A 24434-nucleotide genomic window follows, 5' to 3' on the forward strand; every position below is an offset into this window, starting at 1 on the left:
TAGTCGGCGCTCTGATTGCAATAAAGATGTTGCCGGGCCATGAAATAAGGAAGCAATTATGTCACTTGTCACCACCTATTGTAGCCAATGCTTTACCCGCAACCGCCTGCCTGTCGAAAAAGCAGACTCAAACGCGAAGTGTGGCCGCTGCCGTCACGCCCTCTTCGAACAAACCCCGGTGGCGGGGCGTCAGGCCAGCTTCGATGCCCTGATCCAGTCCGACATCCCGGTGGTGGTGGACTTTTGGGCAAGCTGGTGTGGCCCCTGCCTGCAGTTTGCCCCCGTCTTTCAGGAGGTCGCCCGGGAGCTTGAGCCCCGCCTTCGCTTCGTGAAACTCGATACCGAGCAGGAGGCCGCCATCGCAGGTCGCTATGGCATTCGCAGCATTCCTACCCTGATGGTCTTCCAGCGGGGGGAGATCCTGGCACAGCGCAGCGGCTCCCTGCCCAAGAGCCTGTTCAAGGAGTGGCTGCTCTCCTTCACCTCCCCCGTCAAATGAAAATAAAATGTTTCATTTCTGTTTGATTGAAGATCCATTTTCACTTGACTCTGTGAGTCGCCACATGATTTGACCATATCCCCCTGTTTCAAACAGGGGGATATATGTAACCTCGGCATCACAACAACAACCATAAATTAACCGAGAGAACGTTATGCACACATCGGCTGTACCTCCGACTCCCCCCTCACGCTGGCTGGACATCAAGTCCGGGATCGTCATCCTGGATCTGCTCCTGCTCTGCGCCATGCTGGCATGGCTCCCGTTTGATCCCATGGTCAACAAGGGGCTGGCCATCCTGATCTTCATCGCCATCCTCTGGCTGACCGAGGCGGTGAACATCACCATCACTGCCATCTCCATCCCGGTGCTCGCCACCCTGCTCGGGGTGTTCGACATGAGCAAGTCGCTGACCGACTTTGCCAACCCCGTCCTGTTCCTCTTCTTTGGCGGCTTTGCCCTCGCGGCAGCCCTCTCCAAGCAGGGACTCGACACCCAGATCGCCGGCAAGGTGATGCAGCTCGCCAAGGGACACCTGGGCTGGGCTTCCATCGTGCTCTTCACCATCACGGCCGCCCTCTCCATGTGGATCAGCAACACCGCAACCGCGGCCATGATGATGCCGCTGGCCCTCGGCATGCTGAAGGGGCTGGACGTTCACAAGGAGCGCCGCACCCTGGTCTTCGTGCTGCTTGGCGTCGCCTATAGCGCCAGCATCGGTGGCATCGGCACACTGGTGGGCAGCCCCCCCAATGCCATCGCCGCCGCCCAGATGGGCTTGGGCTTCACCGACTGGCTGGAGTTCGGCATCCCCGTGGTGATCATCTTCATGCCGGTAGGTATCGGCCTGCTCTACTGGGTGACCCGTCCCAATCTCTCCCACCAGGTCAGCACCGAGCAGGTCACCATCGAGTGGACAGGTCAGCGCAAAGTGACCCTGGCCATCTTCCTGACCACGGTGCTGCTGTGGATTGGATCCCAGCCTCTTGCCAAGGCACTGGGCGGCATTCCCCAGTTCGATACCCTGATCGCCATGGGCGCCATCCTGGCCATCGCCGTCAGCCGGGTCGCCAGCTGGGATGACATCAACCAGAACACCGACTGGGGCGTGCTGCTGCTGTTCGGGGGTGGTCTCACCTTGAGCGCCATCCTCAAGCAGACCGGGGCCAACGCCTTCCTGGCGGAGCACCTCTCCAGCGGCCTCTCCTCCATGCCCATCTTCGTGATCCTGCTCTGCCTGGCCGCCTTCGTGGTGTTCCTCACCGAGCTGGTCTCCAACACCGCCACCGCCGCGCTGCTGGTGCCGCTGTTCGCCGGGGTGGCCGAGGCTCTGGGGGTCTCCCCCATCGTGGTCTCCGTGCTGATCGCCGTCGGCGCCTCCTGTGCCTTCATGCTGCCGGTGGCCACGCCCCCCAACGCCATCGTCTTCGCCAGCGGCCATATCCAGCAGCGGGAGATGATGCGGGCCGGCCTGGTACTGAACCTAGTGTTCACCGTCATCCTGACCATGCTGGCCTATTTCATGGGGGATATCCTCCACTGAGGTTCGCCCCCTAATGCCCCTACAAGCCCCGCATCGCCGGGGCTTTTTCTCGCCCCGAAACCACCGCACTCCCTACCCGTGACATCACGGCGACATTAACTCGCACTTAAGAAATCGCCTTCATGATGCTGACAACGGCCATCACGCAGCCATGGCTGACGATGGCGATGATCATGGACATCACGACAAGGGGATCACCTCATGGGAAAGACGATGCAGAACAACCGTGAAATCAAGGTATGGGATCCGGTGGTCAGGGGATTTCACTGGGCCACTGTGCTGTTGTGCGTGCTGAATCTCTTCATCCTTGAAGAGGGGGCGCGCAACCACCGCTATGCGGGATATGCGCTGGCCGGACTGCTGGTACTGCGCATCGTATGGGGTTTCATCGGCTCCTATCATGCCCGCTTCGCCCAGTGGCTGCCGACACCGACCGGGGTCATCACCTATCTCAAGGAGACGATCAAGGGGCGCCACCCCTACTACGCCGGTCACAATCCTTTGGGGTCCTTGATGATACTGCTGCTGTTGACCTGCCTTGTCGGCACCGCCGCCAGCGGGATCATGACCGAATACGGGCCGCTCTCCGGCACCCATCGCATGGAAGAGATCCACGAGTTCTTTGCCAAGGGGCTGCAGGTGACCATCTTCGTCCATGTACTGGCCGTCATCGCCCTGGATCGCCTGGTACGGGGCGATCTCGTCAGGGCGATGATCACCGGCAAGAAACGGGTGCCGGCAGACACCCGAGTGGTCGACAGGCCCTGAGCCTCCCTCAGCCCGACAGATGAAAAAAAACCCCGCATCGCGGGGTTTTTCACAGGAGCAGACATCAGCCGACGCTGCAGCTCGTCAGTTTCCAGATCCGGTCTACGTAATCCTGGATGGAGCGGTCGGAGTTGAACTTGCCCATGGTGGCAGAGTTGATGATGGCTTTCTTCGCCCACAGGGCCGGATCCCGGTACCAGGCGTCGATCAGCTTGTGCGCCTCGGAGTAGGACTCGAAATCCGCCAGGGTCAGGTAAGGGTCTCCCCCTTCCAGCAAGGAGCGCTTGATGGAGGCCAGCTCCCCCGGGCGACCCGGCGTGAAGTAGTCGGTATCAAACCAGTCCAGCACGGCTTTCAGTTCGGAGTTGGCGTAGTAGAAGTCATACGGGTTGTAGCCGCGCGCCTTCAGGGACTTCACCTCGTCCACATTCAGACCGAAGATGGCGCAGTTCTCGGCACCCGCCTCTTCGGCGATCTCGATGTTGGCTCCATCCAGCGTCCCGATGGTGATGGCACCGTTCAGCGCCATCTTCATGTTGCCGGTACCGGATGCTTCGTAACCTGCGGTGGAGATCTGCTCGGAGACATCCGCCGCCGGGATCAGCTTCTCGGCAAGGCTCACGCGGTAGTTCGGCATGAACACCACTTTCAGCTTGCCCTGGATACGGGCGTCGTTGTTGACCCGCTCCGCCAGCTTGTTGATGGCGTAGATGATGTCCTTGGCCAGCTTGTAGCCGGGCGCCGCCTTGGAGCCGAAGATGAACACCCGCGGATGCATGTCATAGTCCGGGTTCGCCAGCAGGCGACGGTAGAGCGCCATGATGTGGATGAGGTTCAGTTGCTGGCGCTTGTACTCGTGCAGACGCTTGATCTGGACGTCGAAGATCGCCTCCGCGCTCACGTCGATGCCGGTTTCCGCCTTGATGACCTTGACCAGCTTCTCCTTGTTGTGACGCTTGATGGTCATGAACTGCTGCTGGAACGCCTTGTCATCGGCAAACTTCACCACGCTGCGCAGCTTGTCCAGTTGCAGCGGCCACTCCTTGCCCACCACCTCGTTGTAGAGTTCGGCCAGTTCCGGGTTGCAGGCCAGCAGCCAGCGACGGGGAGTCACGCCGTTGGTGACGTTGCACATCTTCTCGGGCCACAGCTCGGCATACTCGGGGAAGAGATCTTCCTTCACCAGCTTGGAGTGGATCTCGGCCACGCCGTTCACCTTGGAGGAGCCGATGACGCACAGGTTGCCCATACGCACCTTGCGCACGTCACCCTCTTCGATGATGGAGAGCTTGGCCTTGATGGCATCGTTGCCCGGCCACTTGGGCTCCACCAGCTCGTTCAGGAAGCGGGCGTTGATTTCATAAATGATCTCGAGGTGACGGGGCAGTACCTTCTCGAACAGGCTGACGGACCACTTCTCCAGCGCTTCCGGCAGCAGGGTGTGGTTGGTGTAGGAGAAGACCTGATAGCAGATGCCCCAGGCGGTATCCCAGTTCAGCCCCTCTTCGTCCACCAGCACGCGCATCAGCTCGGGGATGGCCACGGTGGGGTGGGTATCGTTGAGCTGGATGGCGATTTGCGCGGCAAAGTTGCTGAAGTCACTGCCATGCACCCGCTTGTAGCGACGCATGATGTCCTTGATGGAGCAGGCGCAGAAGAAGTACTGCTGGATCAGGCGCAGCTCCTTGCCGGCGTCGGTCTCATCGTTCGGGTAGAGCACCTTGGAGATGGTCTCGGCCTGGGCCTTCTCGGCCTGGGAGTCGATATAACCACCGGCGTTGAACACGTCCCAGTCGAAGAACTCGGAGGCGCGGGATTCCCACAGACGCAGGATGTTGACGGTGTGACCACCGAAGCCGACCACCGGAATGTCCCAGGGCACCCCTTTGATCTTGCGACCGGCGTGCCACACCTTCTTCAGGCCCCCCTTGTCACCAAAGACGGTCTCCACGTAGCCGTAGAGCGGGATCTCCTGCACCGATTCCGGGCGGCAGATCTCCCAGGGGTTGCCATATTCGCGCCAGGAGTCCGGACGCTCGATCTGACGGCCATCCTGAATTTCCTGACGGAACAGGCCGTGCTCGTAGTGGATGCCATAGCCCACCGCCGGGTAGTTCAGAGTGGCCAGGGAATCGATGAAGCAGGCAGCCAGACGACCCAGGCCGCCGTTGCCAAGGGCCATGTCAGGCTCTTGTTCACACAGATCGGTCAGTTCCAGACCAAGTTCACCCAGCGCCTCTTCACAGACTTTGTAGAGGGAGAGGTTGTGCAGGTTGTTGGAGGTCAAACGCCCCATCAAAAATTCAGCAGAGAGATAGTGAATCGCACGAGTATCTTTCTTGAAGTGAGTCTGCTGAGTACGGGTCAGGCGCTCGTACACCTGTTCATTGACGGCGGCAGCGGTCGCTTTCCACCAGGCATCCGGAGAGGCTTTCTGTTCGCTTGTACCCAAGGTAGAACGCAGGTGACGCACGATACTCGCCTTGAGCTGATCTTTATCCAGTTGGAGATCCTGGTCTGTCTTCTTCTTGGTAGCCATAAACCATTTTCCTTCGTTACAAATAAAAAATGTCATCCCATCGGGGGGACCGGCGCTGTTGTTATCTCAGAATATGCTCCGGCGGGGGCATACTAGCTAAAGCCAAGGGTTTAAAAGTTAACGTGAGTCACACTTTAACGCATAAAAATGACAGTTTCACCATGAAAACCCTTTCCTTGAGCCAGCCTGAATGAAATATAAATTTCGTTTTAAATCATAGTGATATAAGAAAACAAAAAAGATAATTTCATGAATAGGTTTTCAATGATTGCCTGTGACTGAAAATACGTGAAAATAACCGCCGACTAGGGAGGAATTGAAAGCGTTTTCAATTCACACCTCCTCGTCAGGTAATAAAAAGGATGCCCCAATCGGAGCACCCTTTGATTTCAATTAACCATGTGCCTTGAACTGATTGCTCATAGGGTCGTAGTGATACCCGATCTGTTGCAGACGGGTAGCCAGCTGATCTTCTGTCATGTCGTAGTAAGCCAGCAGCTCTTCCAGACCATCACACTCCAGCCGCAGCTTCTCGTTGATGATCCCGAGCAGAATGTTCGCATCCAGTCGTTGCAAGGTACTAACGTCCATCTCGCTCCCTCCTCTCCCTATACAGGACTGTATAACCATGAGCGCCGACCCGAAGTTTGTCTACAGGTTAAAAAACACCCTGTACAAGGAAGATATAAATATCCTTTTTAATCATGTAGTTAAAGTCGTCTCCTGTTAATCGGCTCACACTTTTAGCCACAAATGACTTGTCACTCCTTGCGAACAGAACTACTGTATGCGCATACAGCATGGTTATTCATACAGGAACGACATATGAGCCAGCCCCTGAATCTTTGCCCCCCTTCCTCCTCTGCCGGTCTGATCACCACCTGGCCCACTCGCCATCAGAGCAAGATGGGACAAGAGCAGCGGCGCGGCCCTCTCCATCAGGAAGCGCCGCTGCTGGATGCCCTGGGGCAACTGAGTCAGTCCGACAGTGGCTGGATCCTGCTCGTCGCCCCGCCAGGCCTGCCCGCCGCCGCGCAATTGCAGGCCAGAGGGATCAATCCTGCCAGGGTGCTTGTCGTGCACGCCCCCAAGATCAAGAATTGGCAGCGCCTGCTGGAGCAGAGCCTGATGAATGGTCACTGTGCCGCCGTGCTGACCTGGCTGCCTGAACAGGTCGCTCTGGACCGGAGCACATTGAGCACCCTGTGCCAGCGTGCCGGTGTCCTGACCCGCTTCTTCGAGCCCGCAACCTCTCTGGGTGGGGCACTGAGCTACGGCGGCCAGGATATCTACCTGAACCACTGATCGCCCCTTCGGCGTAACAGCCAATGCGCCGGCATTGCCCACCGGGTTATCCAGGCTTCCGACCCGGGATGTCATGGCGACAAAGACAAAGCAGCACAGCAGCACAGCAGCACAGCAGCACAGCAGCACAGCAGCACAGCAGCACAGCAGCACAGCAGCACAGCAGCAGTAAATTTGCTCAGATCCAGACCGTCAAATGAGGCCCGCAAAAAAGGCGACCCGAGGGTCGCCTTTCAACATGCAGCTGTACGGGGCTAACCGCTCTCCGTTTGCACCGAAGTCCGATTGATCAAGCCAGCTTGGTCTCCAGCTCGGCAATCTTGGCGGACCAGTAGGCCGGGCCGGTCTCGTGGATGTTGTTGCCCTGGGAGTCGACCGCCACGGTGACCGGCATGTCTTCCACCTCGAACTCATAGATGGCCTCCATCCCCAGATCGGCAAAGGCCACCACGCGCGCTTTCTTGATGGCTTTCGCCACCAGGTAAGCGGCGCCACCCACCGCCATCAGGTAGACAGCCTGGTGCTGCTTGATGCTCTCGACCGTCTTGGGGCCGCGCTCGGACTTGCCGATCATGCCGATAAGGCCGGTTTCTCCCAGCATCATGTCGGTGAATTTGTCCATCCGGGTGGACGTGGTGGGACCAGCCGGGCCGACCACCTCGTCACGTACCGCATCGACCGGGCCCACGTAATAGATGAAGCGGTTGGTGAAATCGACCCCTTCCGGCAGTCCTTCACCTTTTTTCAGCATGTCGGCGATGCGCTTGTGGGCGGCGTCGCGGCCGGTCAGGATCTTGCCGGAGAGCAGCACGGTATCGCCGCTCTTCCAGCTGGCAAGCTCTGCCTTGGTGATACCATCCACGTTGACCCGGCGCACATTGCCACCGGACTCACGGGTGATCTCCGGCCAGTCTTCCAGCCTGGGGGGTGTCAGCTCCGCCGGGCCGGAGCCATCGAGTTCGAAATGCACGTGACGGGTGGCGGCGCAGTTGGGGATCATCACCACGGGCTTGGAGGCGGCGTGGGTCGGTGCGGATTTCACCTTCACATCCAGCACCGTGGTCAGGCCGCCCAGCCCCTGGGCACCGATCCCGAGCTTGTTGACCTTGTCATAGAGCTCGACCCTCAGCTTCTCTTCGGTGGTCTCGGGACCACGGGCAATCAGCTCCTGGATGTCGATGTGCTCCATCAGAGCTTCCTTGGCGAGCACCGCCGCCTTCTCGGCGGTGCCGCCGATGCCGATGCCGAGCATGCCGGGCGGGCACCAGCCAGCCCCCATGGTCGGCACCGTCTTGAGCACCCACTCCACGATGTCGTCGGAGGGGTTGAGCATCACCATTTTCGATTTGTTTTCGGAGCCGCCCCCCTTGGCCGCGATACTCACTTCCACCTTGTTGCCCGGGATCATGTCGATGTGCACGACAGCGGGGGCATTGTCTTTGGTGTTCTTGCGGCTGCCGGCCGGATCCGCCAGCACGGAGGCGCGCAGCGGGTTGTCCGGATTGGTATAGGCGCGGCGGGTGCCCTCATCCACCATCTCCTGGACCGTCATGTCGCTGTCCCACTGTACCTGCATGCCGATCTTGACGAAGCAGGTGACGATACCGGTGTCCTGACAGAGCGGGCGATGACCTTCGGCAGACATGCGGGAGTTGATCAAGATCTGGGCCAGGGCATCCTTGGCGGCCGGGTTGATCTCGCGGTCATAGGCGGCCTTGGCGGCCTGCACGAAATCGAGGGGGTGGTAGAAGGAGATGTACTGCAGGGCGTCAGCAATGGAATCGATAAAGTCCTGTTTTCTAATGATGCTCATATCATCCTCACTGGTCCTTGTTATCGCTTGCGCGAGCAAGGGCTTCCATATGAGCCGGGCCTTCGGCAGGTGGCAAATGCACCTGGAGCCGGCAGACTGCGGCGTGTTTTTATAACGGTGTTTTTCTTAAAAATGCCGGCGGCCATGATACGCTTGACCACCCGAACCGGCTAGGGAGCCGGGCGCAAACTGTTGCCTATGTAACAAAAAATGAAACCAAGACTGCATATCCACCATTTCGACCCGCAGGCCTCGCTCCACACCTGGTTCGCCAGCCTGCAACACCAACCCTGGGCCATCCTGCTGGAATCCGCCAGCCCCCTGGGGGCTGACAACGGTTTTGACATCATCAGCGCCGATCCGCTTGCCACCCTGGAAACCCGGGGTACCAGCACCTGCCTCACCCAGGATAACCACCAGCACCATCATGACGGCGATCCCCTCGCCCTGCTCGCCAAGACCCAGCAAGCCCTGCTTGGGGAGCGCGTTGAGGATGACTCGGGATTGCCGTTTATCGGGGGAGCCCTGGGACTCTTTGGCTACGATCTGGGCCGACGATTCGAGCGTCTGCCCGCAGTGGCGCAACAGGACATCCAGGTGCCCGACATGGCGGTCGGGATCTATGACTGGGCGCTGCTGCGAAATGTCGCGACGGGACACTGGCAACTGGCCCACTGGGGTGATGAAGCCGGCCTCGCCCGCAGGCTCGACTGGCTGATGGCGCAGCGCGAACGACCCCCCCTCCCCCTTCGCCTGACCGGCCCCTGGCAGAGCAACATGACGCGGGCCGAATACGGAGACAAGTTTGCCCGTATCCAGGCCTATCTGGCGGCGGGGGATTGTTACCAGATCAACCTGACCCAGCGCTTCAGCGCCCCTTATCAGGGGGATGAATGGTCCGCCTATCTCGCCCTGAGCGCCGCCAACAAGGCGCCGTTCTCCGCCTTTGTCCGCCTGCCGCAAAGCGCCATTCTGAGCCTCTCCCCGGAGCGTTTCCTGCTGCTCGACAAGCGCCATATCGAGACCAAGCCCATCAAGGGCACCCGGCCTCGCCACCCGGATCCCGCCCAGGATGCCAGGGTGGCCGAGTCACTCGCCAACGCCGACAAGGACAGATCGGAGAACCTGATGATCGTCGATCTGCTGCGCAACGACATCGGCCGGGTGAGCCGGCCGGGATCGGTCACTGTGCCGCATCTCTTTGCCGTGGAATCCTTCCCGGCGGTGCATCACCTGGTCTCCACCATTCACGGAGAGCTGGATGCGCGCTGGCAAGAAGTGGATCTGCTGCGGGCCTGCTTCCCCGGCGGCTCCATCACAGGGGCTCCCAAGATCCGGGCGATGGAGATCATCGAGGAGCTGGAGCCGGTGCGGCGCAATGCCTACTGCGGCAGCATCGGTTATCTGAGTCAGCACGGAAGGATGGATACCAGCATCTGCATCCGTACCCTGATCGCCGAAGCCGGTCAGCTGCACTGCTGGGCGGGGGGCGGCATCATCGCCGACTCCGATCCCGACGCCGAATATCAGGAAACCTACGACAAGGTGGCCCGCATCCTGCCACTGCTCGATGCCCTTTGATCCCATCCGGCCCTGCGGGGCCGACACAAGGAGACCCATGGAGATGACGAGTGCCGAGCTGCTGACCCGCTTTTTGCTGCAGCGCCCCGCCCCCGCCCATCGCCTGGCACTGGCCGGGCTCAAACCTGCCGCCGTGTTGATCCCCCTGGTGGAGCGCCCCGAGGGCCTGCACCTGCTGCTGACGCGCCGCAGCGCCGCCCTGCGCCACCACCCGGGGCAGATCAGCTTTCCCGGCGGGCGTCAGGACCCGGAAGACCGGGACCTCATTCACACCGCGCTCAGGGAAACCGAGGAGGAGCTTGGCATTCCCCCCTCCCAGATCCGGATCATCGGCAGCCTCACCCCTCTCAATACCGTCTCACGCTACGATGTGCTGCCGGTCCTCGCCATGCTCGACCCAGGCTACGGGCTGACCCTGAGCCAGGACGAGGTGGCCCAGGCCTTCGAAGTCCCCCTCGCTCACGTGCTGGATCCGGGGCAGCACATAGCCCTGAGCCTGCCAAGAGCGGACGGTCGTCACACCATCTATTGGATCCCTTGGGAGCAATCTTTCATCTGGGGAGCCACTGCCAGCATGATCCGCCAGCTTGCCCAGCACATCTCGACATAACATTTTGACAACATGATGAGGTGAGAAATTATCCAGTTAACATTCAAATAACACTGCATTTGATAAATAAATTTTGATTTTTTATTCTTTTGATCACATTTCTACAAGAAAGTACGGGTTTCAGCCGCACAAAGGTGAATTTGATCAACATTTTTGATTAAAAAGAAAGTATTCTTGCGCCGACTAATTAAAACCACACATTCGGGGTGAGACACATGTCCAATACTGTCACTGGCGCACAGGATGTTGCAGCCGCACAGGAGCAAGGAATCAGCTCGGTCCAATCTCGCGGTTGGAGTAAACAAGACACCACCTGGGTGATCAGCCTGTTCGGTACCGCCGTCGGTGCAGGCATCCTGTTCCTGCCCATCAACGCTGGCATGGGTGGCTTCTGGCCGCTGGTGGTGATGGCGCTGCTGGTCGGCCCCATGACCTACCTGGCCCACCGTGGTCTGGCGCGCTTCGTGCTTTCCTCCAAGCAGCCCAATGCCGACATCACCCAGGTGGTGGAAGAGCACTTCGGCGTGGGTGCCGGTAAATTGATCACCCTGCTCTATTTCTTCGCCATCTACCCCATCGTGCTGATCTACGGCGTGGGCATCACCAACACGGTGGAAAGCTTCCTGGTCAACCAGTTGCAGATGACGCCGCCCCCGCGCTGGATCCTCTCCATCGTGCTCATCATGGCCATGATGTCCGTGATGCTGGCTGGCGAGAAGCTGATGCTGAAAGTGACCGAGTTCCTGGTCTATCCGCTCATCGCCATTCTGGCGGGCATCTCCCTGTACCTGATCCCGGACTGGACCGGTGCGGCCCTGAATGAAATGCCGAGCACCAAGGATTTCGCCACCACCCTGTGGCTGACCATCCCGGTGCTGGTGTTCTCCTTCAACCACAGCCCGGCCATCTCCAGCTTCGCCCTGGCTCAGCGCCGTGATCACGGTGAGCATGCCGTCGCCAAGTCCGACGCCATCCTCAAACGCACCGCCATCATTCTGCTGGGCTTCGTGATGTTCTTCGTCTTCTCCTGCGTGATGAGCCTGACGCCGGCCCAGCTGGCAGAAGCCAAGTCCCAGAACATCGCCGTGCTCTCCTACCTGGCCAACCAGCATGCGAGCCCCATCATCTCCTACTTCGGTCCGCTGGTTGCCTTCGTGGCCATCGTCTCCTCCTTCTTCGGCCACTATCTGGGTGCCCGTGAAGGTCTGAAAGGGATGATCGTCCAGAACATGCGCAGCTCCGGCAAGGCACCGAACCACAAGAAAGTGGAGCTGTTCATCATCGCCTTCTTCATCCTGACCCTGTGGGGCGTTGCCGTGATCAACCCCTCCATCCTCGGGATGATCGAATCCCTGGGTGGCCCCATCATCGCCACCATCCTGTTCCTCATGCCCATGTACGCCATCAAGCGCGTTCCGGCCATGGCGAAATACCAGGGCCAGATCAGCAACGTCTTCGTGGCGACCATGGGCCTTATCGCCATCTCCGCCATCCTTTATCAACTGGTCGGCTAAGCCTTCCTGCGATACCGTCGGGCCAGCATAGGCCCGGCGCCTCCCACAGCCCGGCAGATCTCCTCTGCCGGGCTGTGTTCGTTATGATCATCAGGTACTGGGCTCAGATGATCAGAGCCCCCTGCCCTCAAATCAGAGACAGTCCTGTCACCCACTCTCTTTCCCCTTGGTGACAGCTTGCCGCTCATATTCCTTCGTCCATGACACACGACCAAGACGTGCTGCGTTATCCCGTCATCTACCGCACGCCATCGGCCTTGCCAGGCAGGACACCAGAGCCCTTGTCCTTACCAGGAACGCCCGCTCTTCGGGGTTTAGCCCAGAAAGCCGACATCCCCACCCAACGGAGCCTTTCTTCGAGGCACTCAGGGAAGTACCGGCCACAGGGCGCAGACAAACCGCCGAGAGGGCCTTGACCGGGATTCTCGTGCAGCGACCGAAGAACAGATGACCCCTTCGGTCACCAGAGGGGATGCAACAAGCCGCCATGCTGACAGCACAAACAGCCCGATATGCCCGGCCGAATGCAGCGCCGGGCACGTTGGTACAGGGAATGGCGTGTTGGCGGTGGCGAGAACACGAAGGCGGCCAACGGGCCCCTCCCGGGAAATCACACAGGGGGATCCGAGCACTGTCAATGCCATGACACGGCGAGAAGGTGCAGTGCGCCTGACGCGCGCGCAAATAAAAAGCGCCCTCCGAAGAGGGCGCCTGTGCAGAGCAGAAAGTCTTAGGGGATCAGGCTTCGCGGCTGGGCACCGGGGCGGCATCCAGCAGGCTCTCATCCTCGGCCATGCAGGCGGCCGCAGTGAACAGCACGTCGGTGGAGCTGTTGAGGGCCGTCTCGGCGGAATCCTGCAACACCCCGATGATGAAGCCAACGGCCACCACCTGCATGGCGATGTCGTTGCTGATACCGAACAGGCTGCACGCCAGCGGGATCAGCAGCAGGGAGCCGCCCGCCACACCGGAAGCGCCACAGGCACTGATGGTGGCAACGACGGAGAGCAGAATGGCGGTCGCCATGTCCACTTCCATCCCCAGGGTATGCACCGCCGCCATGGTGAGCACGGTAATGGTGATGGCGGCGCCGGCCATGTTGATGGTGGCCCCCAGCGGGATGGAGACCGCATAGGTGTCTTCCGGCAGGCGCAGCCTCTCGGCCAGGGCCATGTTGACCGGAATGTTGGCGGCGGAACTGCGGGTGAAGAAGGCGGTCACACCGCTCTCTTTCAGGCAGGTCAGCACCAGGGGATAGGGGTTGCGCTTGATCTTCCAGAAGACGATCAGCGGATTGACCACGAAGGCGATGAACAGCATGCAGCCGATCAGTACCACCAGCAGTTGGGCATAGCCAAACAGCGCATCGAAGCCGGTTTCAGCCAGGGTGGAGGCAACCAGACCCAGGATGCCGAGCGGAGCGCAACGGATCACGGCCTTGACGATGGCGGAAACCCCGTGAGACACATCGGAAATCAGTGATTTGGTGCTCTCATTGGCGTGACGCATGGCGATACCAAGGCCGATGGCCCAGGCCAGGATGCCGATATAGTTGGCTTCCAGCAATGCTTTCACCGGGTTGGTCACCACGTTGAACAGCAGGGTCTGCAGCACTTCCGTGATGCCCCCCGGCGGCGTGATCTCGGTAGCGCCTGCCACCAGATGCAGGTTGGAGGGGAACAGGAAGCTCGCCACCACTGCCACGGCAGCTGCCAGGAAGGTACCCAGCACATAGAGCAGCAGGATCGGTTTCATGTTGGTCTTCTGGCCGTGCTTGTGGCCGATGATCGCCGACATCACCAGCACGAAGACCAGCAGCGGCGCCACGGCCTTCAGGGCGCCGACGAACAGACTGCCGAGCAGACCCGCCGCCTTGGCCCACTCGGGCATGAACATCGCAAGAAGGATACCGAATACCAGACCGACCAGGATCTGGCTAACCAGACTGGTGCTGTTGACCAGTCGAATGAGGGGGTGTTGTTGTGTCATCAAGTAGTCCCTGTGCACTCATGGTGCGTGAATCATTAGTCCTGTTGGCAACCAGCCCCGCGCATTGGCACCGGTCCGTTGACGGTGACGCCGTGGGCAGCTCTTCTGGTGGATCTGTCCCGTTCGCGTGGGGTTGCGGACAGGAATATCCCATCTGCCATGGTTTTTTTCCACATAATCACTGAAAAATATCAGGGTTACCTCACAAAAAATCTACAACAATGTGATAACACAATATCAACCACGGTCAAAATGTCACCAAACCAGTCCGATCATCGGCCACCACTGGGCCAGAAGTGATATGATGACGCCCTTTTTCAGGGAGCCTTGCCATGATCACCTCTTTATTGACCCGACACTTCGGCTTTGATCGCTTGCGACCCGGGCAGGAAGCGGTGATCAGTCGTCTGCTGGCCGGCAAGAGCGCCGCAGCCATCTTCCCGACTGGCGCGGGGAAATCCCTCTGTTATCAATTGCCCGCCCTCGCACTGCCCCACCTGACCCTGGTCATCTCTCCCCTGCTGGCCCTGATGCACGATCAGCTCGCCTTTTTGCGCAGCAAGGGGATCGCCGCCGCCACTCTGGATTCCAGCCAGACAGCGGAAGAGAGCCGGCGCGTGATGCAGCAGGCCAGCGATGGCCAGCTCAAGATCCTGATGATCTCGGTGGAGCGCCTCAAAAATGAGCGCTTTCGCCGCTTCATCGCCCACATCCCCCTGTCACTGCTGGTAGTGGACGAGGCCCACTGCATCTCGGAGTGGGGCCACAACTTTCGCCCCGACTACCTGAAGCTGCCGGACCATCGCCGCGATCTGGCCATTCCCCAGGTGCTGCTGCTCACCGCCACCGCCACCCCGGCGGTGATGGCAGACATGCAGGCCAAGTTCGGCATAGAAAAAGAGGATCTGGTGGTGACCGGTTTCTATCGCCCCAATCTGGTTCTCGCCGTCTTCCCGCTGGCCGGCAGTGCCCGCGATACCTGGCTGCGTGAGGAGCTGCACCGGGATCCGGCCGCCCCCACCATCGTCTACGTGACTCTGCAACACAGCGCAGAACAGTGCGCCGCGCAGTTACAGGCCAGCGGCATCCGGGCATGCGCCTACCATGCGGGGCTCGATCCCGCTCTGCGCAGCCAGATCCAGCGCGACTTCATGGCTGGCAGACTCGACTGCATCGTGGCCACCATCGCCTTTGGCATGGGCATCGACAAAGCCGACATTCGCCGGGTCATTCACTACGACCTGCCCAAATCCATCGAGAACTACAGCCAGGAGATAGGCCGCGCCGGACGTGACGGGCTTCCCTCCCGCTGCACCGTGCTGGCGAGCCGCGCCCAGTTGCCGGTACTGGAAAACTTCGTCTATGGGGATACACCGGACAGGGACGCCATCGCTTACTTGCTCGATATCGTGCGCCAGAGCGGCGCCGAGTGGGAATTCAGCCTGCTGCGCCTCTCCAACGAGACCAACATTCGCCAACTGCCCCTCAAGACCCTGCTGGTCTATCTGGAGATGGCAGGGGTCATTGCACCGGCCTACAGCTACTTTGCCGAGTACCGTTTCAGGTTCGTACTGGAAAAACAGGCGATCCTCGCTCGTTTCAATTCCGAACGCCGCCTGTTCCTGGAGCAGGTCTTTGCCTGCGCCCCCCAGGCTCGCACCTGGTGCACCATGGACTTCGAAGCGCTGTGGCAGGGATACCAGGGGGAACGCCAGCGCGCCGCGACGGCGCTGGACTACCTGCAGCAGCAGGGTTGGATCGAGCTTGAAAGCAAGCAGATGACCGAGGTCTATCGGGTGCTGAGCCAGCAAATCGATACCGCGACCCTGGCCGAAGAGCTGCATGGATTGTTTGAAAAGAAAGAGCAGAGCGAGCTGGCCCGCCTTCAGGCGCTGCTGGCCTTTTTCACCTCGACCACCTGCCTCAGCCATGAGCTTGCCCGCTATTTTGCCGACGACGCGGCCCCCGAGCGGTGCGGGCACTGTTCCGTCTGCCGGGGAGAGATCGCCGTGTTGCCGCCGCTTGCATCACCGGGCTTGCCCAACGAGCACGGTTTGCGCGCCTGGTGCGACCCACTGATCGCCCTGTGCCATCAGCGCCATCCCAGGATCCTGACCCGTTTCCTGTGTGGCATCGCCACCCCGCTGACGACCCGTCTCAAGGCCAGGGATCTGGCCGGTTTTGGCCAGTTGGCGGACCATCCCTTCACCGAGGTGCTGGCGGCGGTGTCAGCCCTCTATCCCGCCGGATCCTGAGCTTGCAGGTTTGACGCCGTTCAGGCGCTGAAAAAATAAGACCCTCGCGGATGCGAGGGTCAAGCCAACGGAAACGTGCTTAAACAGAGCTTAGTATCTGCACAATCACCCACTCTCTTGCTAAAGCGATGACTGCTCGACACAGGGCCAATCTAGAGCAGCCAGAATGTAGCGTCAATGTAAAAATTAGAGCAAAAACACCAAACAAACAACATTACGTTGACGTAAGCGACATGTCTTTTCACCCTCTATTCCCTGCCGCCCTTGCCCTTGCAGGCACCGCCCCCTGACAAAACAGAGCGTCACCATTTTCTCCCTCTGGCACACAAAGATTTATTTTTTATGTCTTTGACATTTGCATCACTGTCGTGGCAAAAATAATTTAACAGTCAGTAACATAGGTATGTCACTTACTGCTTCTTCCCGCACGAGGATCGGGAAGCTCCCGCACAAACTTAAACCAATGATGGCGATGGATTACTGGGGGCTGTTGACTAGGCTTAAGAGGTAAACAGAACAAAAGTAGTGATCCACTCTTTTTCAGGGCAAGCGACTATAACGAGGGCTAAGTTATGGGCATCTTCGAGCACTATCAACAGCGGTATGAGAAGGCCAGAGAGGAGGAGTACAGCATCCAGGAGTTTCTGGATATGTGCAAACAGGACAAATCCTGCTACGCCTCTGCCGCCGAACGTCTGCTGACCGCCATCGGCGAGCCGGAAATGATCGACACCTCGACCAATCCACGTCTCAGCCGTCTCTTTTCCAACCGCGTCGTCGCGCGTTATCCCGCTTTCAAAGACTTCTATGGCATGGAAGAAGCCATCGAACAGATTGTCTCCTATCTCAAACATTCCGCTCAGGGTCTGGAAGAGAAGAAACAGATCCTCTATCTGCTCGGACCGGTTGGCGGCGGTAAATCCTCGCTGGCAGAGAAACTCAAATCCCTGATGCAAAAAGTGCCCATCTATCGCATCAAGGGCTCACCGGTGAACGATCACCCCTTCTGCCTGTTTGACATCGACGAAGATGGCGAAATCCTCGAGAAGGAGTACGGCATCCCTCGCCGTTATCTGCGCCCCATCATGTCTCCCTGGGTCGCCAAGCGCCTTCACGAGTTTGGCGGCGACATCACCAAATTCAAGGTGGAGAAGGTAAACCCCTCCATCCTCGATCAGATCGCCATCGCCAAGACCGAACCGGGGGACGACAACAACCAGGACATCTCCTCCCTGGTCGGCAAGGTCGATATCCGCATGCTGGAACACTTCGCCCAGGATGATGCCGATGCCTACTCCTACTCCGGTGCGCTGTGCAAGGCAAACCAGGGGATGATGGAGTTCGTCGAGATGTTCAAGGCGCCCATCAAGGTGCTGCACCCGCTGCTGACGGCGACACAAGAGGGGAACTACAACGGTACCGAGGGGCTCTCCGCCCTCCCCTTCGACGGCATCCTGCTGGCCCACTCCAACGAATCCGAGTGGCAGCAGTTCCGCAACAACAAGAACAACGAAGCCTTCCTCGACCGTGTTTACATCGTCAAGGTGCCCTACTGCCTGCGCGTCTCGGAAGAGGTGAAGATCTATGAAAAACTGCTGTTCAACAGCGAGCTGACCGAGGCCAAATGCGCACCGGGTACTCTGGAGCTGCTGGGCCAGTTCTCGGTGCTGTCGCGACTCAAAGAGCCGGAAAACTCCAGCCTCTATTCCAAGATGCGGGTCTATGACGGCGAGAGCCTCAAGGACACGGATCCCAAGGCGAAGAGCTACCAGGAGTATCGCGACTATGCCGGTGTCGACGAGGGCATGAACGGCCTCTCCACCCGCTTCGCGTTCAAGATCCTCTCCCGCGTCTTCAACTTCGACCACGCGGAAGTGGCTGCCAACCCGGTGCACCTCTTCTACGTGCTGGAGCAGCAGATAGAGCGCGAGCAGTTCCCGCAAGAGCTGCACGATCGCTATCTGGAGTTCATCAAGGGTTACCTGACTCCGCGCTACGTCGAGTTCATCGGCAAGGAGATCCAGACCGCCTACCTCGAGTCGTATTCAGAGTACGGTCAGAACATCTTCGATCGCTACGTCACCTACGCCGACTTCTGGATCCAGGATCAGGAGTATCGTGACCCCGAAACCGGCCAGCTGTTTGACAGAGCGTCTCTCAACAGCGAGCTGGAGAAAATTGAAAAACCTGCCGGGATCAGCAACCCGAAAGATTTCCGCAACGAAATCGTCAACTTCGTGCTGCGGGCCCGGGCCAACAATGCAGGCCGTAACCCCAACTGGACCAGTTACGAGAAGCTGCGCACCGTGATCGAGAAAAAGATGTTCTCCAACACGGAAGAGCTGCTGCCGGTTATCTCCTTCAACAGCAAAACCTCGGCTGAGGAGCAGAAGAAGCACGATAACTTTGTCGAACGGATGATGGAGAAAGGCTACACCCGCAAACAGGTGCGGCTGCTCTCCGAGTGGTATCTCAGGGTACGCAAGTCATCCTGACCCTGCCGTGTTCAAGGGGGAGTTATGGCGCATTTTATCGACCGCAGGCTCAACGGCAAAAACAAAAGCGCTGTCAATCGGCAGCGCTTCATCCGCCGCTACAAGAAGCAGATAAAACAAGCGGTCTCGGATGCTGTCTCCAAGCGCAGCATTCAGGACGTGGACAAGGGTGAGAGCATCAGCATCCCGACCAAGGACATCGGGGAACCCCATTTTCATCAGGGTCATGGCGGCAAACGGGAGATGGTGCATCCGGGCAACGACCAGTTCGTATCTGGTGACAAGATTGACCGGCCCAAAGGGGGTGGCGGCGGCCAGGGGAGTGGCGAGGGCCAGGCCTCGGATCAAGGAGAGGGCGTCGATGATTTCGTCTTCCAGATCTCCAAGGACGAGTACCTGGACTTGCTGTTCGAGGATCTGGAACTGCCGCGGCTGCAAAAGACCCAGCTCAACCAGCTGATGGAGATGAAGACCTATCGGGCTGGCTACACCTCCAACGGGGTGCCTGCCAACATCAACGTGGTGCGCTCCCTGCAAAATTCGCTGGCGCGGCGCATGGCGCTGCAGGCAGGCAAAAAGCGTCAGTTGCGTGAACTGGAGGAGCGCCTGGCCCAGCTGGCCTGCGAGCCCAACGACCATTTCGCCGAAATGGCGCAACTTGAAAAAGAGATCAGGGAGCTGAAACGGCGGATCGATGCGGTCCCCTTTATCGACACCTTCGACCTCAAATTCAACAACTTTGTCAAACGGCCCGTCCCCTCGAGCCAGGCGGTCATGTTCTGCCTGATGGACGTTTCTGGCTCCATGGATCAGGCCACCAAAGAGATGGCTAAGCGTTTCTATATCCTGCTTTATCTATTCCTGAGCCGGACTTACAAGAATGTCGAGGTGGTCTACATTCGCCACCATACCCAGGCCAAGGAGGTGGACGAGCACGAGTTCTTCTACTCCCAGGAGACCGGCGGCACCATCGTCTCCAGTGCGCTCAAGATGATGAACGACATCATCAACGAACGTTATCCCGCCAACCAGTGGAACATCTATGCGGCGCAGGCATCGGACGGTGACAACTGGGCCGATGACTCACCGCAGTGCAGGGAGATCCTGGCGCGGGACATCATGCCAAGGGTGCGCTACTACTCCTACATCGAGATCACCACCCGTGCCCACCAGACCCTGTGGCACGAATATGAGTCGGTAGCCAGCCAGTTCCCCCACTTTGCGATGGAACACATTCGCAAGGTCGAGGATATCTATCCGGTGTTCCGCGAGCTGTTCAAGAAACAAGCGGCGTGAGGAGGTCACATGATCGAAACTGAAAAACGCGTAGCGCCACTGGATGACGGACCAGACTGGAACTTCGATCTTCTGGAGACCTATCATCAGGAGATCGCCCGGGTCGCCCGTTTTTACAAGCTGGACACCTACCCCAACCAGATCGAGGTGATCACCGCAGAGCAGATGATGGATGCCTACTCCAGTGTCGGCATGCCCATCGGCTATCAACACTGGTCGTTCGGCAAGCGCTTCATCCACACCGAACGCAACTACAAGCGCGGCCAGATGGGACTCGCCTACGAGATCGTCATCAACTCGGACCCCTGCATCGCCTATCTGATGGAAGAGAACACCATGCCGATGCAGGCGCTGGTCATGGCCCACGCCTGCTATGGTCACAACTCCTTCTTCAAGAACAACTATCTGTTCAAGGCCTGGACAGATGCCTCCTCCATCATCGACTACCTGTTGTTTGCCAAGAACTACATCACCGAATGCGAGGAAAAACACGGCATCGATGCGGTAGAGAAACTGCTCGACTCCTGCCATGCCCTGATGAACTTCGGGGTGGATCGTTACAAGCGGCCCCAGAAGATTTCTCTGGCCGAGGAGAAGCGACGCCAGAAGGCGCGGGAAGATTATCTGCAAACCCAGGTCAATGAGCTGTGGCGTACCCTGCCCAAGCAGCACAAGATTGCCGGGGTGGAAGACAGACGCTATCCTGCCGAGCCTCAGGAGAATATCCTCTATTTCATCGAAAAGAACGCCCCCCTGCTCGAGCCCTGGCAGCGCGAGGTGGTACGTATCGTGCGCAAGATCAGTCAGTACTTCTACCCGCAGAAGCAGACGCAGGTGATGAACGAGGGCTGGGCCACCTTCTGGCACTACACCATTCTCAACCACCTCTATGACGAGGGAAAAATCAGCGATCGCTTCATGCTGGAGGTGCTGCACAGCCACACCAACGTGGTCTATCAGCCCCCCTACAACAGCCGGTATTACTCGGGGATCAACCCCTACGCCCTTGGCTTTGCCATGTTCACGGACCTGCGTCGCATCTGCGAACACCCGACCGAGGAAGATAGATACTGGTTCCCCGATTACGCTGGCACCAACTGGGTCGAGACATTGCATTTCGCCATGCAGAACTTCAAGGACGAAAGCTTCATCAGCCAGTTCCTCAGTCCCAAGGTGATGCGCGACATGAAGCTCTTTGCCATCGATGACGACGATTTGAAGAACTACCTCAAGGTATCCGCCATTCACAATGAAGAGGGCTACCGGCTGGTGCGTAGCACCCTGTCCGCTCAATACAACCTGAGCAACCTGGAGCCCAACATTCAGGTCTACAACGTGGCAGTGAAAGGCGATCGCTCCCTGACTCTGCGCTATGTTCCCCACAACCGCATCCCCCTTGGCGAGTCACGCCACGAGGTGCTCAAGCATCTGCATCAGCTGTGGGGCTTCGATGTGGTGCTGGAGCAGGACAATGGCGAGCTATCCGCAGATATCATCGGCCGTTGTCCGGACCGCAAGAGCATGACCTGACGTCAGTGCCGGGCATAAAAAAACGCGCCATCAGGCGCGTTTTTCTTGGGTCAGGGCAATCAGTTGTCACACAGGTTGCTTGGCATGTCCTGACGCAGACGGGTCCAAAGCTTGCCAGACTCGATGCCGTACTGGCGTACCGTCATGAACACGGCTTCGTGATCCTTGGTTTCGGCCAGCTTGCGCAGCGTCTTGTAGTAGGCATCTGCGGTTTCGCGCGCCTGCTTGTCCGAGAAGTAGTAGCGGCCAACCCGGCTGTACAAGCCCTTGAAACCATTGAGGATCAAGGCATAGATGGGGTTGCCCGAGGCAAACGAAAGCTGATGATGCAAACGGTAGTCGAAGTCCGCATAGGCCTCGGCCGTGTTCTCCACATCATCGGCACCACGCAGTATCTCGGCGGCCTGTTCCGGGTTGTTACGAATGGCGCCACGGATGAAGATGGTGCAGATGTTGGTCCGGGCGGAGAGCAGCTGTGCCACCAGATCCGGCACCTTGTCCTGATCGAGACGCGCCAGGGTCTCCAGAATGTTGAGACCGGAGGTTTCCCAGAAATTGTTGACCTTGGTCGGTTTGCCATGCTGGATGGTGAGCCAGCCATCACGGGCAAGGCGCTGCAACACTTCACGCAAGGTAGTGCGAGTCACGCCGATCAATTCGGACAGCTCGCGCTCCGCCGGCAGAATGGATCCAGGAGGAAAGCGATTGTTCCAGATGGACTCGATGATGTATTCCTCGGCAAACCCGGCAGGGCTTTGCGCTTTAATGACCATGTAATGACTCTGTTGTAGTGCGTAAAAAGGCCCCCGAATAATAGCAAAGCCGGTCATGCTGGCAAGCAGAAGGTCGGTCCTCTGCTCACATTACCCCGAACTTTTTGTTAAAAATATGTATACAGCAACAGATGGGGAGTCAACCAACACCAAATGATGGGGATATAAGCGTTTGCTCGCTGGGCAAGTTCAGCGAGCTTATTTATAGTTATCGCTCCCTTGATTAAAATCATGTGCAATCAATCTGATACAGGTGAATATCCGGATGTTCGGCTCGGGTCGGGCTCGACTGCATAGACGCAGATATCAACAACAGAACAGAGAACCATCATTATGCCAATCAGCCTAGGGCGCGCGTTTACAAAGAACTTTTTGGGCAATGCTCCGCGATGGTACAAAATTGCCATCGTTCTATTCCTGCTGATCAACCCGATCATTTTCTACGTTGATCCCTTCCTGGCCGGCTGGCTGCTGGTTGTCGAGTTTATTTTCACCCTGGCCATGGCACTCAAGTGCTATCCGCTGCAACCGGGCGGACTCCTGGCCATCGAAGCCGTGCTCATCGGCATGACCTCCGCCAACCAGATAAAACATGAGCTGGTGGCCAATATCGAAGTGCTTCTGCTGCTGGTCTTCATGGTGGCCGGCATCTACTTCATGAAGCAGTTGCTGCTCTACGTCTTTACCAAGATGCTGGTGCGCATCCACTCCAAGACGTTGCTTTCTCTCGCCTTCTGCCTGGTGTCTGCATTCCTCTCCGCGTTCCTTGATGCCCTGACCGTGATCGCCGTGGTCATCAGCGTCGCAACCGGCTTCTACGCCATCTACCACAAGGTGGCCTCCCGGGATGAGTCCGGCAATCTGCATCATGATGACGAAGAGATTGACGAGCTCTCCCGCCAGCATCTGAACGAGTTTCGTGCCTTCCTGCGCAGCCTCATGATGCACGCCGCCATCGGTACCGCCCTGGGGGGCGTCTGCACCCTGGTCGGCGAACCCCAGAACCTCATCATCGGTGAACAGGCGGGGTGGCACTTCGGTGAATTTGCCATTCGCATGGCGCCAGTCACCATCCCGGTCTTCATCTGCGGCCTGCTGACCTGCATCCTGGTCGAAAAATTCCGCTGGTTCGGTTATGGCGCCCGCTTGCCCGAGCCCGTGCGTCACATCATGGAATCCTACGAGCGCGACGAAGACGCACAACGTACCCCGCAGGACAAGGCCAAGCTGATCGTCCAGGCGCTGATTGCCACCTGGCTTATCACGGGTCTTGCCCTCCATCTGGCTGCTGTTGGGTTAATCGGCCTGACGGTCATCGTGCTCGCGACGGCGCTCACCGGCGTGACCGAAGAACACGCGCTTGGCAAGGCATTCCAGGAGGCTTTGCCGTTCACCGCCCTGCTCACCGTCTTTTTCAGCGTGGTCGCCGTCATCATCGATCAACAGCTGTTCAAGCCGGTGATCCAGTGGGTACTGGCGGCCAAGCCGGAGGATCAGCTTGCCCTCTTCTACTTGGCAAACGGTCTGCTCTCCATGGTCAGTGACAACGTCTTCGTCGGCACCGTCTACATCAACGAGGTGAAGACCGCCCTGATCAACGGCGCCATCAGCCGGGAGCATTTTGATCTGCTGGCCGTGGCCATCAATACCGGCACCAACCTGCCATCGGTCGCCACCCCCAATGGCCAGGCCGCATTCCTGTTCATGCTCACCTCGGCCCTCGCTCCCCTGCTGCGCCTCTCTTATGGCCGCATGGTCTGGATGGCGCTGCCCTATACCCTGGTGCTGGGGCTTGTCGGCTTTTTCTCCGTGGAACTGCTCCTCGGTCCTGTAACCGAATGGTTCTATCAGGCAGGGTGGTTGCTGGATCATGGGGCACTGCCACTGCCCACCCCGTCCACACACTGATCATGAAAGGGGCTGT

General features: G+C 58.7%; 17 protein-coding genes. 12 read left to right on the forward strand and 5 right to left on the reverse strand.

Going from position 1 to position 24434, the window contains the following annotated elements:
- Positions 1-58: 58 nt before the first annotated feature.
- From trxC to BGO64_RS09840, 3 genes are all read left to right on the forward strand, one after another.
- Positions 59-499 carry a thioredoxin TrxC gene (gene trxC, locus BGO64_RS09830; RefSeq protein ID WP_010674892.1) on the forward strand — a complete coding sequence of 147 codons (441 nt, stop codon included), beginning with the start codon at positions 59-61 and terminating at the stop codon, positions 497-499.
- A gap of 154 nt (positions 500-653) precedes the next feature.
- Positions 654-2042, forward strand: coding sequence for an SLC13 family permease (locus BGO64_RS09835; RefSeq protein WP_010674893.1), 1389 nt, complete (start codon positions 654-656; stop codon positions 2040-2042).
- A gap of 201 nt (positions 2043-2243) precedes the next feature.
- Positions 2244-2810: a cytochrome b/b6 domain-containing protein gene (locus BGO64_RS09840; protein WP_279962801.1), complete on the forward strand. Its 567-nt coding sequence runs from the start codon at positions 2244-2246 to the stop codon at positions 2808-2810.
- Between the two features lie 64 nt (positions 2811-2874).
- Here the strand turns inward: BGO64_RS09840 and BGO64_RS09845 are convergent, their stop codons facing one another.
- Positions 2875-5349: a glycogen/starch/alpha-glucan phosphorylase gene (locus BGO64_RS09845; protein WP_045524561.1), complete on the reverse strand. Its 2475-nt coding sequence runs from the start codon at positions 5347-5349 to the stop codon at positions 2875-2877.
- Positions 5350-5742: 393 nt separating this feature from the next.
- The gene (locus BGO64_RS09850) at positions 5743-5940 is read right to left on the reverse strand and encodes a DUF4250 domain-containing protein (protein WP_005323525.1); all 198 of its coding nucleotides are present in this window, start codon (positions 5938-5940) and stop codon (positions 5743-5745) included.
- 234 nt (positions 5941-6174) lie between these two features.
- Between BGO64_RS09850 and BGO64_RS09855 the strand changes: the two genes are divergently transcribed.
- Entirely contained in the window at positions 6175-6654 is a 480-nt protein-coding gene (locus BGO64_RS09855) for a cell division inhibitor (RefSeq protein ID WP_286700599.1), read from the forward strand.
- Between the two features lie 289 nt (positions 6655-6943).
- Here BGO64_RS09855 and BGO64_RS09860 read toward each other — a convergent pair whose 3' ends face one another.
- Positions 6944-8467 carry a fumarate hydratase gene (locus tag BGO64_RS09860; protein ID WP_010674897.1) on the reverse strand — a complete coding sequence of 508 codons (1524 nt, stop codon included), beginning with the start codon at positions 8465-8467 and terminating at the stop codon, positions 6944-6946.
- A gap of 210 nt (positions 8468-8677) precedes the next feature.
- On the opposite strand from BGO64_RS09860, the gene pabB reads away from it, so the two are divergent.
- From pabB to BGO64_RS09875, 3 genes are all read left to right on the forward strand, one after another.
- Positions 8678-10048 (forward strand): aminodeoxychorismate synthase component I, encoded by a 1371-nt coding sequence (pabB, locus tag BGO64_RS09865; RefSeq protein ID WP_286700600.1) that lies wholly within the window; start codon positions 8678-8680, stop codon positions 10046-10048.
- Between the two features lie 43 nt (positions 10049-10091).
- The gene (locus BGO64_RS09870) at positions 10092-10658 is read left to right on the forward strand and encodes a CoA pyrophosphatase (protein WP_029314598.1); all 567 of its coding nucleotides are present in this window, start codon (positions 10092-10094) and stop codon (positions 10656-10658) included.
- Positions 10659-10873: 215 nt separating this feature from the next.
- Entirely contained in the window at positions 10874-12172 is a 1299-nt protein-coding gene (locus tag BGO64_RS09875) for a serine/threonine transporter (RefSeq protein WP_029314600.1), read from the forward strand.
- Positions 12173-12910: 738 nt separating this feature from the next.
- Here the strand turns inward: BGO64_RS09875 and sstT are convergent.
- Positions 12911-14161: a serine/threonine transporter SstT gene (gene sstT / locus BGO64_RS09880; protein ID WP_039040871.1), complete on the reverse strand. Its 1251-nt coding sequence runs from the start codon at positions 14159-14161 to the stop codon at positions 12911-12913.
- Between the two features lie 332 nt (positions 14162-14493).
- Here sstT and BGO64_RS09885 point away from each other — a divergent pair, with 332 nt between their 5' ends.
- From BGO64_RS09885 to BGO64_RS09900, 4 genes are all read left to right on the forward strand, one after another.
- Positions 14494-16416 carry a RecQ family ATP-dependent DNA helicase gene (locus BGO64_RS09885; protein ID WP_286700601.1) on the forward strand — a complete coding sequence of 641 codons (1923 nt, stop codon included), beginning with the start codon at positions 14494-14496 and terminating at the stop codon, positions 16414-16416.
- 572 nt (positions 16417-16988) lie between these two features.
- Positions 16989-18911, forward strand: a complete 1923-nt coding sequence (locus BGO64_RS09890) for a PrkA family serine protein kinase (protein WP_010674903.1) — start codon at positions 16989-16991, stop codon at positions 18909-18911.
- A gap of 24 nt (positions 18912-18935) precedes the next feature.
- A complete protein-coding gene (locus tag BGO64_RS09895) occupies positions 18936-20207 on the forward strand; it encodes a YeaH/YhbH family protein (RefSeq protein ID WP_128272823.1) in 1272 nt (423 codons plus the stop codon).
- Between the two features lie 9 nt (positions 20208-20216).
- Positions 20217-21737, forward strand: a complete 1521-nt coding sequence (locus BGO64_RS09900) for a SpoVR family protein (protein ID WP_113070181.1) — start codon at positions 20217-20219, stop codon at positions 21735-21737.
- A 59-nt stretch (positions 21738-21796) separates the two neighbouring features.
- Here the strand turns inward: BGO64_RS09900 and fadR are convergent, their stop codons facing one another.
- Entirely contained in the window at positions 21797-22510 is a 714-nt protein-coding gene (gene fadR, locus BGO64_RS09905; protein ID WP_010674906.1) for a fatty acid metabolism transcriptional regulator FadR, read from the reverse strand.
- 333 nt (positions 22511-22843) lie between these two features.
- Between fadR and nhaB the strand changes: the two genes are divergently transcribed.
- The gene (gene nhaB / locus BGO64_RS09910; protein WP_286700602.1) at positions 22844-24418 is read left to right on the forward strand and encodes a Na(+)/H(+) antiporter NhaB; all 1575 of its coding nucleotides are present in this window, start codon (positions 22844-22846) and stop codon (positions 24416-24418) included.
- Positions 24419-24434 lie beyond the last annotated feature (16 nt).

It is taken from the genome of Aeromonas sp. 62-46 (assembly GCF_001898585.1).
GTDB lineage: Bacteria > Pseudomonadota > Gammaproteobacteria > Enterobacterales > Aeromonadaceae > Aeromonas > Aeromonas caviae.

Bases quoted from the DNA above. Each gene is read 5' to 3' on its own strand.
- trxC (WP_010674892.1), top strand. From the start codon at position 59: ATGTCACTTGTCACCACCTATTGTAGCCAATGCTTTACCCGCAACCGC.
- BGO64_RS09835 (WP_010674893.1), top strand. From the start codon at position 654: ATGCACACATCGGCTGTACCTCCGACTCCCCCCTCACGCTGGCTGGAC.
- BGO64_RS09840 (WP_279962801.1), top strand. From the start codon at position 2,244: ATGGGAAAGACGATGCAGAACAACCGTGAAATCAAGGTATGGGATCCG.
- BGO64_RS09845 (WP_045524561.1), bottom strand. From the start codon at position 5,349: ATGGCTACCAAGAAGAAGACAGACCAGGATCTCCAACTGGATAAAGAT.
- BGO64_RS09850 (WP_005323525.1), bottom strand. From the start codon at position 5,940: ATGGACGTTAGTACCTTGCAACGACTGGATGCGAACATTCTGCTCGGG.
- BGO64_RS09855 (WP_286700599.1), top strand. From the start codon at position 6,175: ATGAGCCAGCCCCTGAATCTTTGCCCCCCTTCCTCCTCTGCCGGTCTG.
- BGO64_RS09860 (WP_010674897.1), bottom strand. From the start codon at position 8,467: ATGAGCATCATTAGAAAACAGGACTTTATCGATTCCATTGCTGACGCC.
- pabB (WP_286700600.1), top strand. From the start codon at position 8,678: ATGAAACCAAGACTGCATATCCACCATTTCGACCCGCAGGCCTCGCTC.
- BGO64_RS09870 (WP_029314598.1), top strand. From the start codon at position 10,092: ATGACGAGTGCCGAGCTGCTGACCCGCTTTTTGCTGCAGCGCCCCGCC.
- BGO64_RS09875 (WP_029314600.1), top strand. From the start codon at position 10,874: ATGTCCAATACTGTCACTGGCGCACAGGATGTTGCAGCCGCACAGGAG.
- sstT (WP_039040871.1), bottom strand. From the start codon at position 14,161: ATGACACAACAACACCCCCTCATTCGACTGGTCAACAGCACCAGTCTG.
- BGO64_RS09885 (WP_286700601.1), top strand. From the start codon at position 14,494: ATGATCACCTCTTTATTGACCCGACACTTCGGCTTTGATCGCTTGCGA.
- BGO64_RS09890 (WP_010674903.1), top strand. From the start codon at position 16,989: ATGGGCATCTTCGAGCACTATCAACAGCGGTATGAGAAGGCCAGAGAG.
- BGO64_RS09895 (WP_128272823.1), top strand. From the start codon at position 18,936: ATGGCGCATTTTATCGACCGCAGGCTCAACGGCAAAAACAAAAGCGCT.
- BGO64_RS09900 (WP_113070181.1), top strand. From the start codon at position 20,217: ATGATCGAAACTGAAAAACGCGTAGCGCCACTGGATGACGGACCAGAC.
- fadR (WP_010674906.1), bottom strand. From the start codon at position 22,510: ATGGTCATTAAAGCGCAAAGCCCTGCCGGGTTTGCCGAGGAATACATC.
- nhaB (WP_286700602.1), top strand. From the start codon at position 22,844: ATGCCAATCAGCCTAGGGCGCGCGTTTACAAAGAACTTTTTGGGCAAT.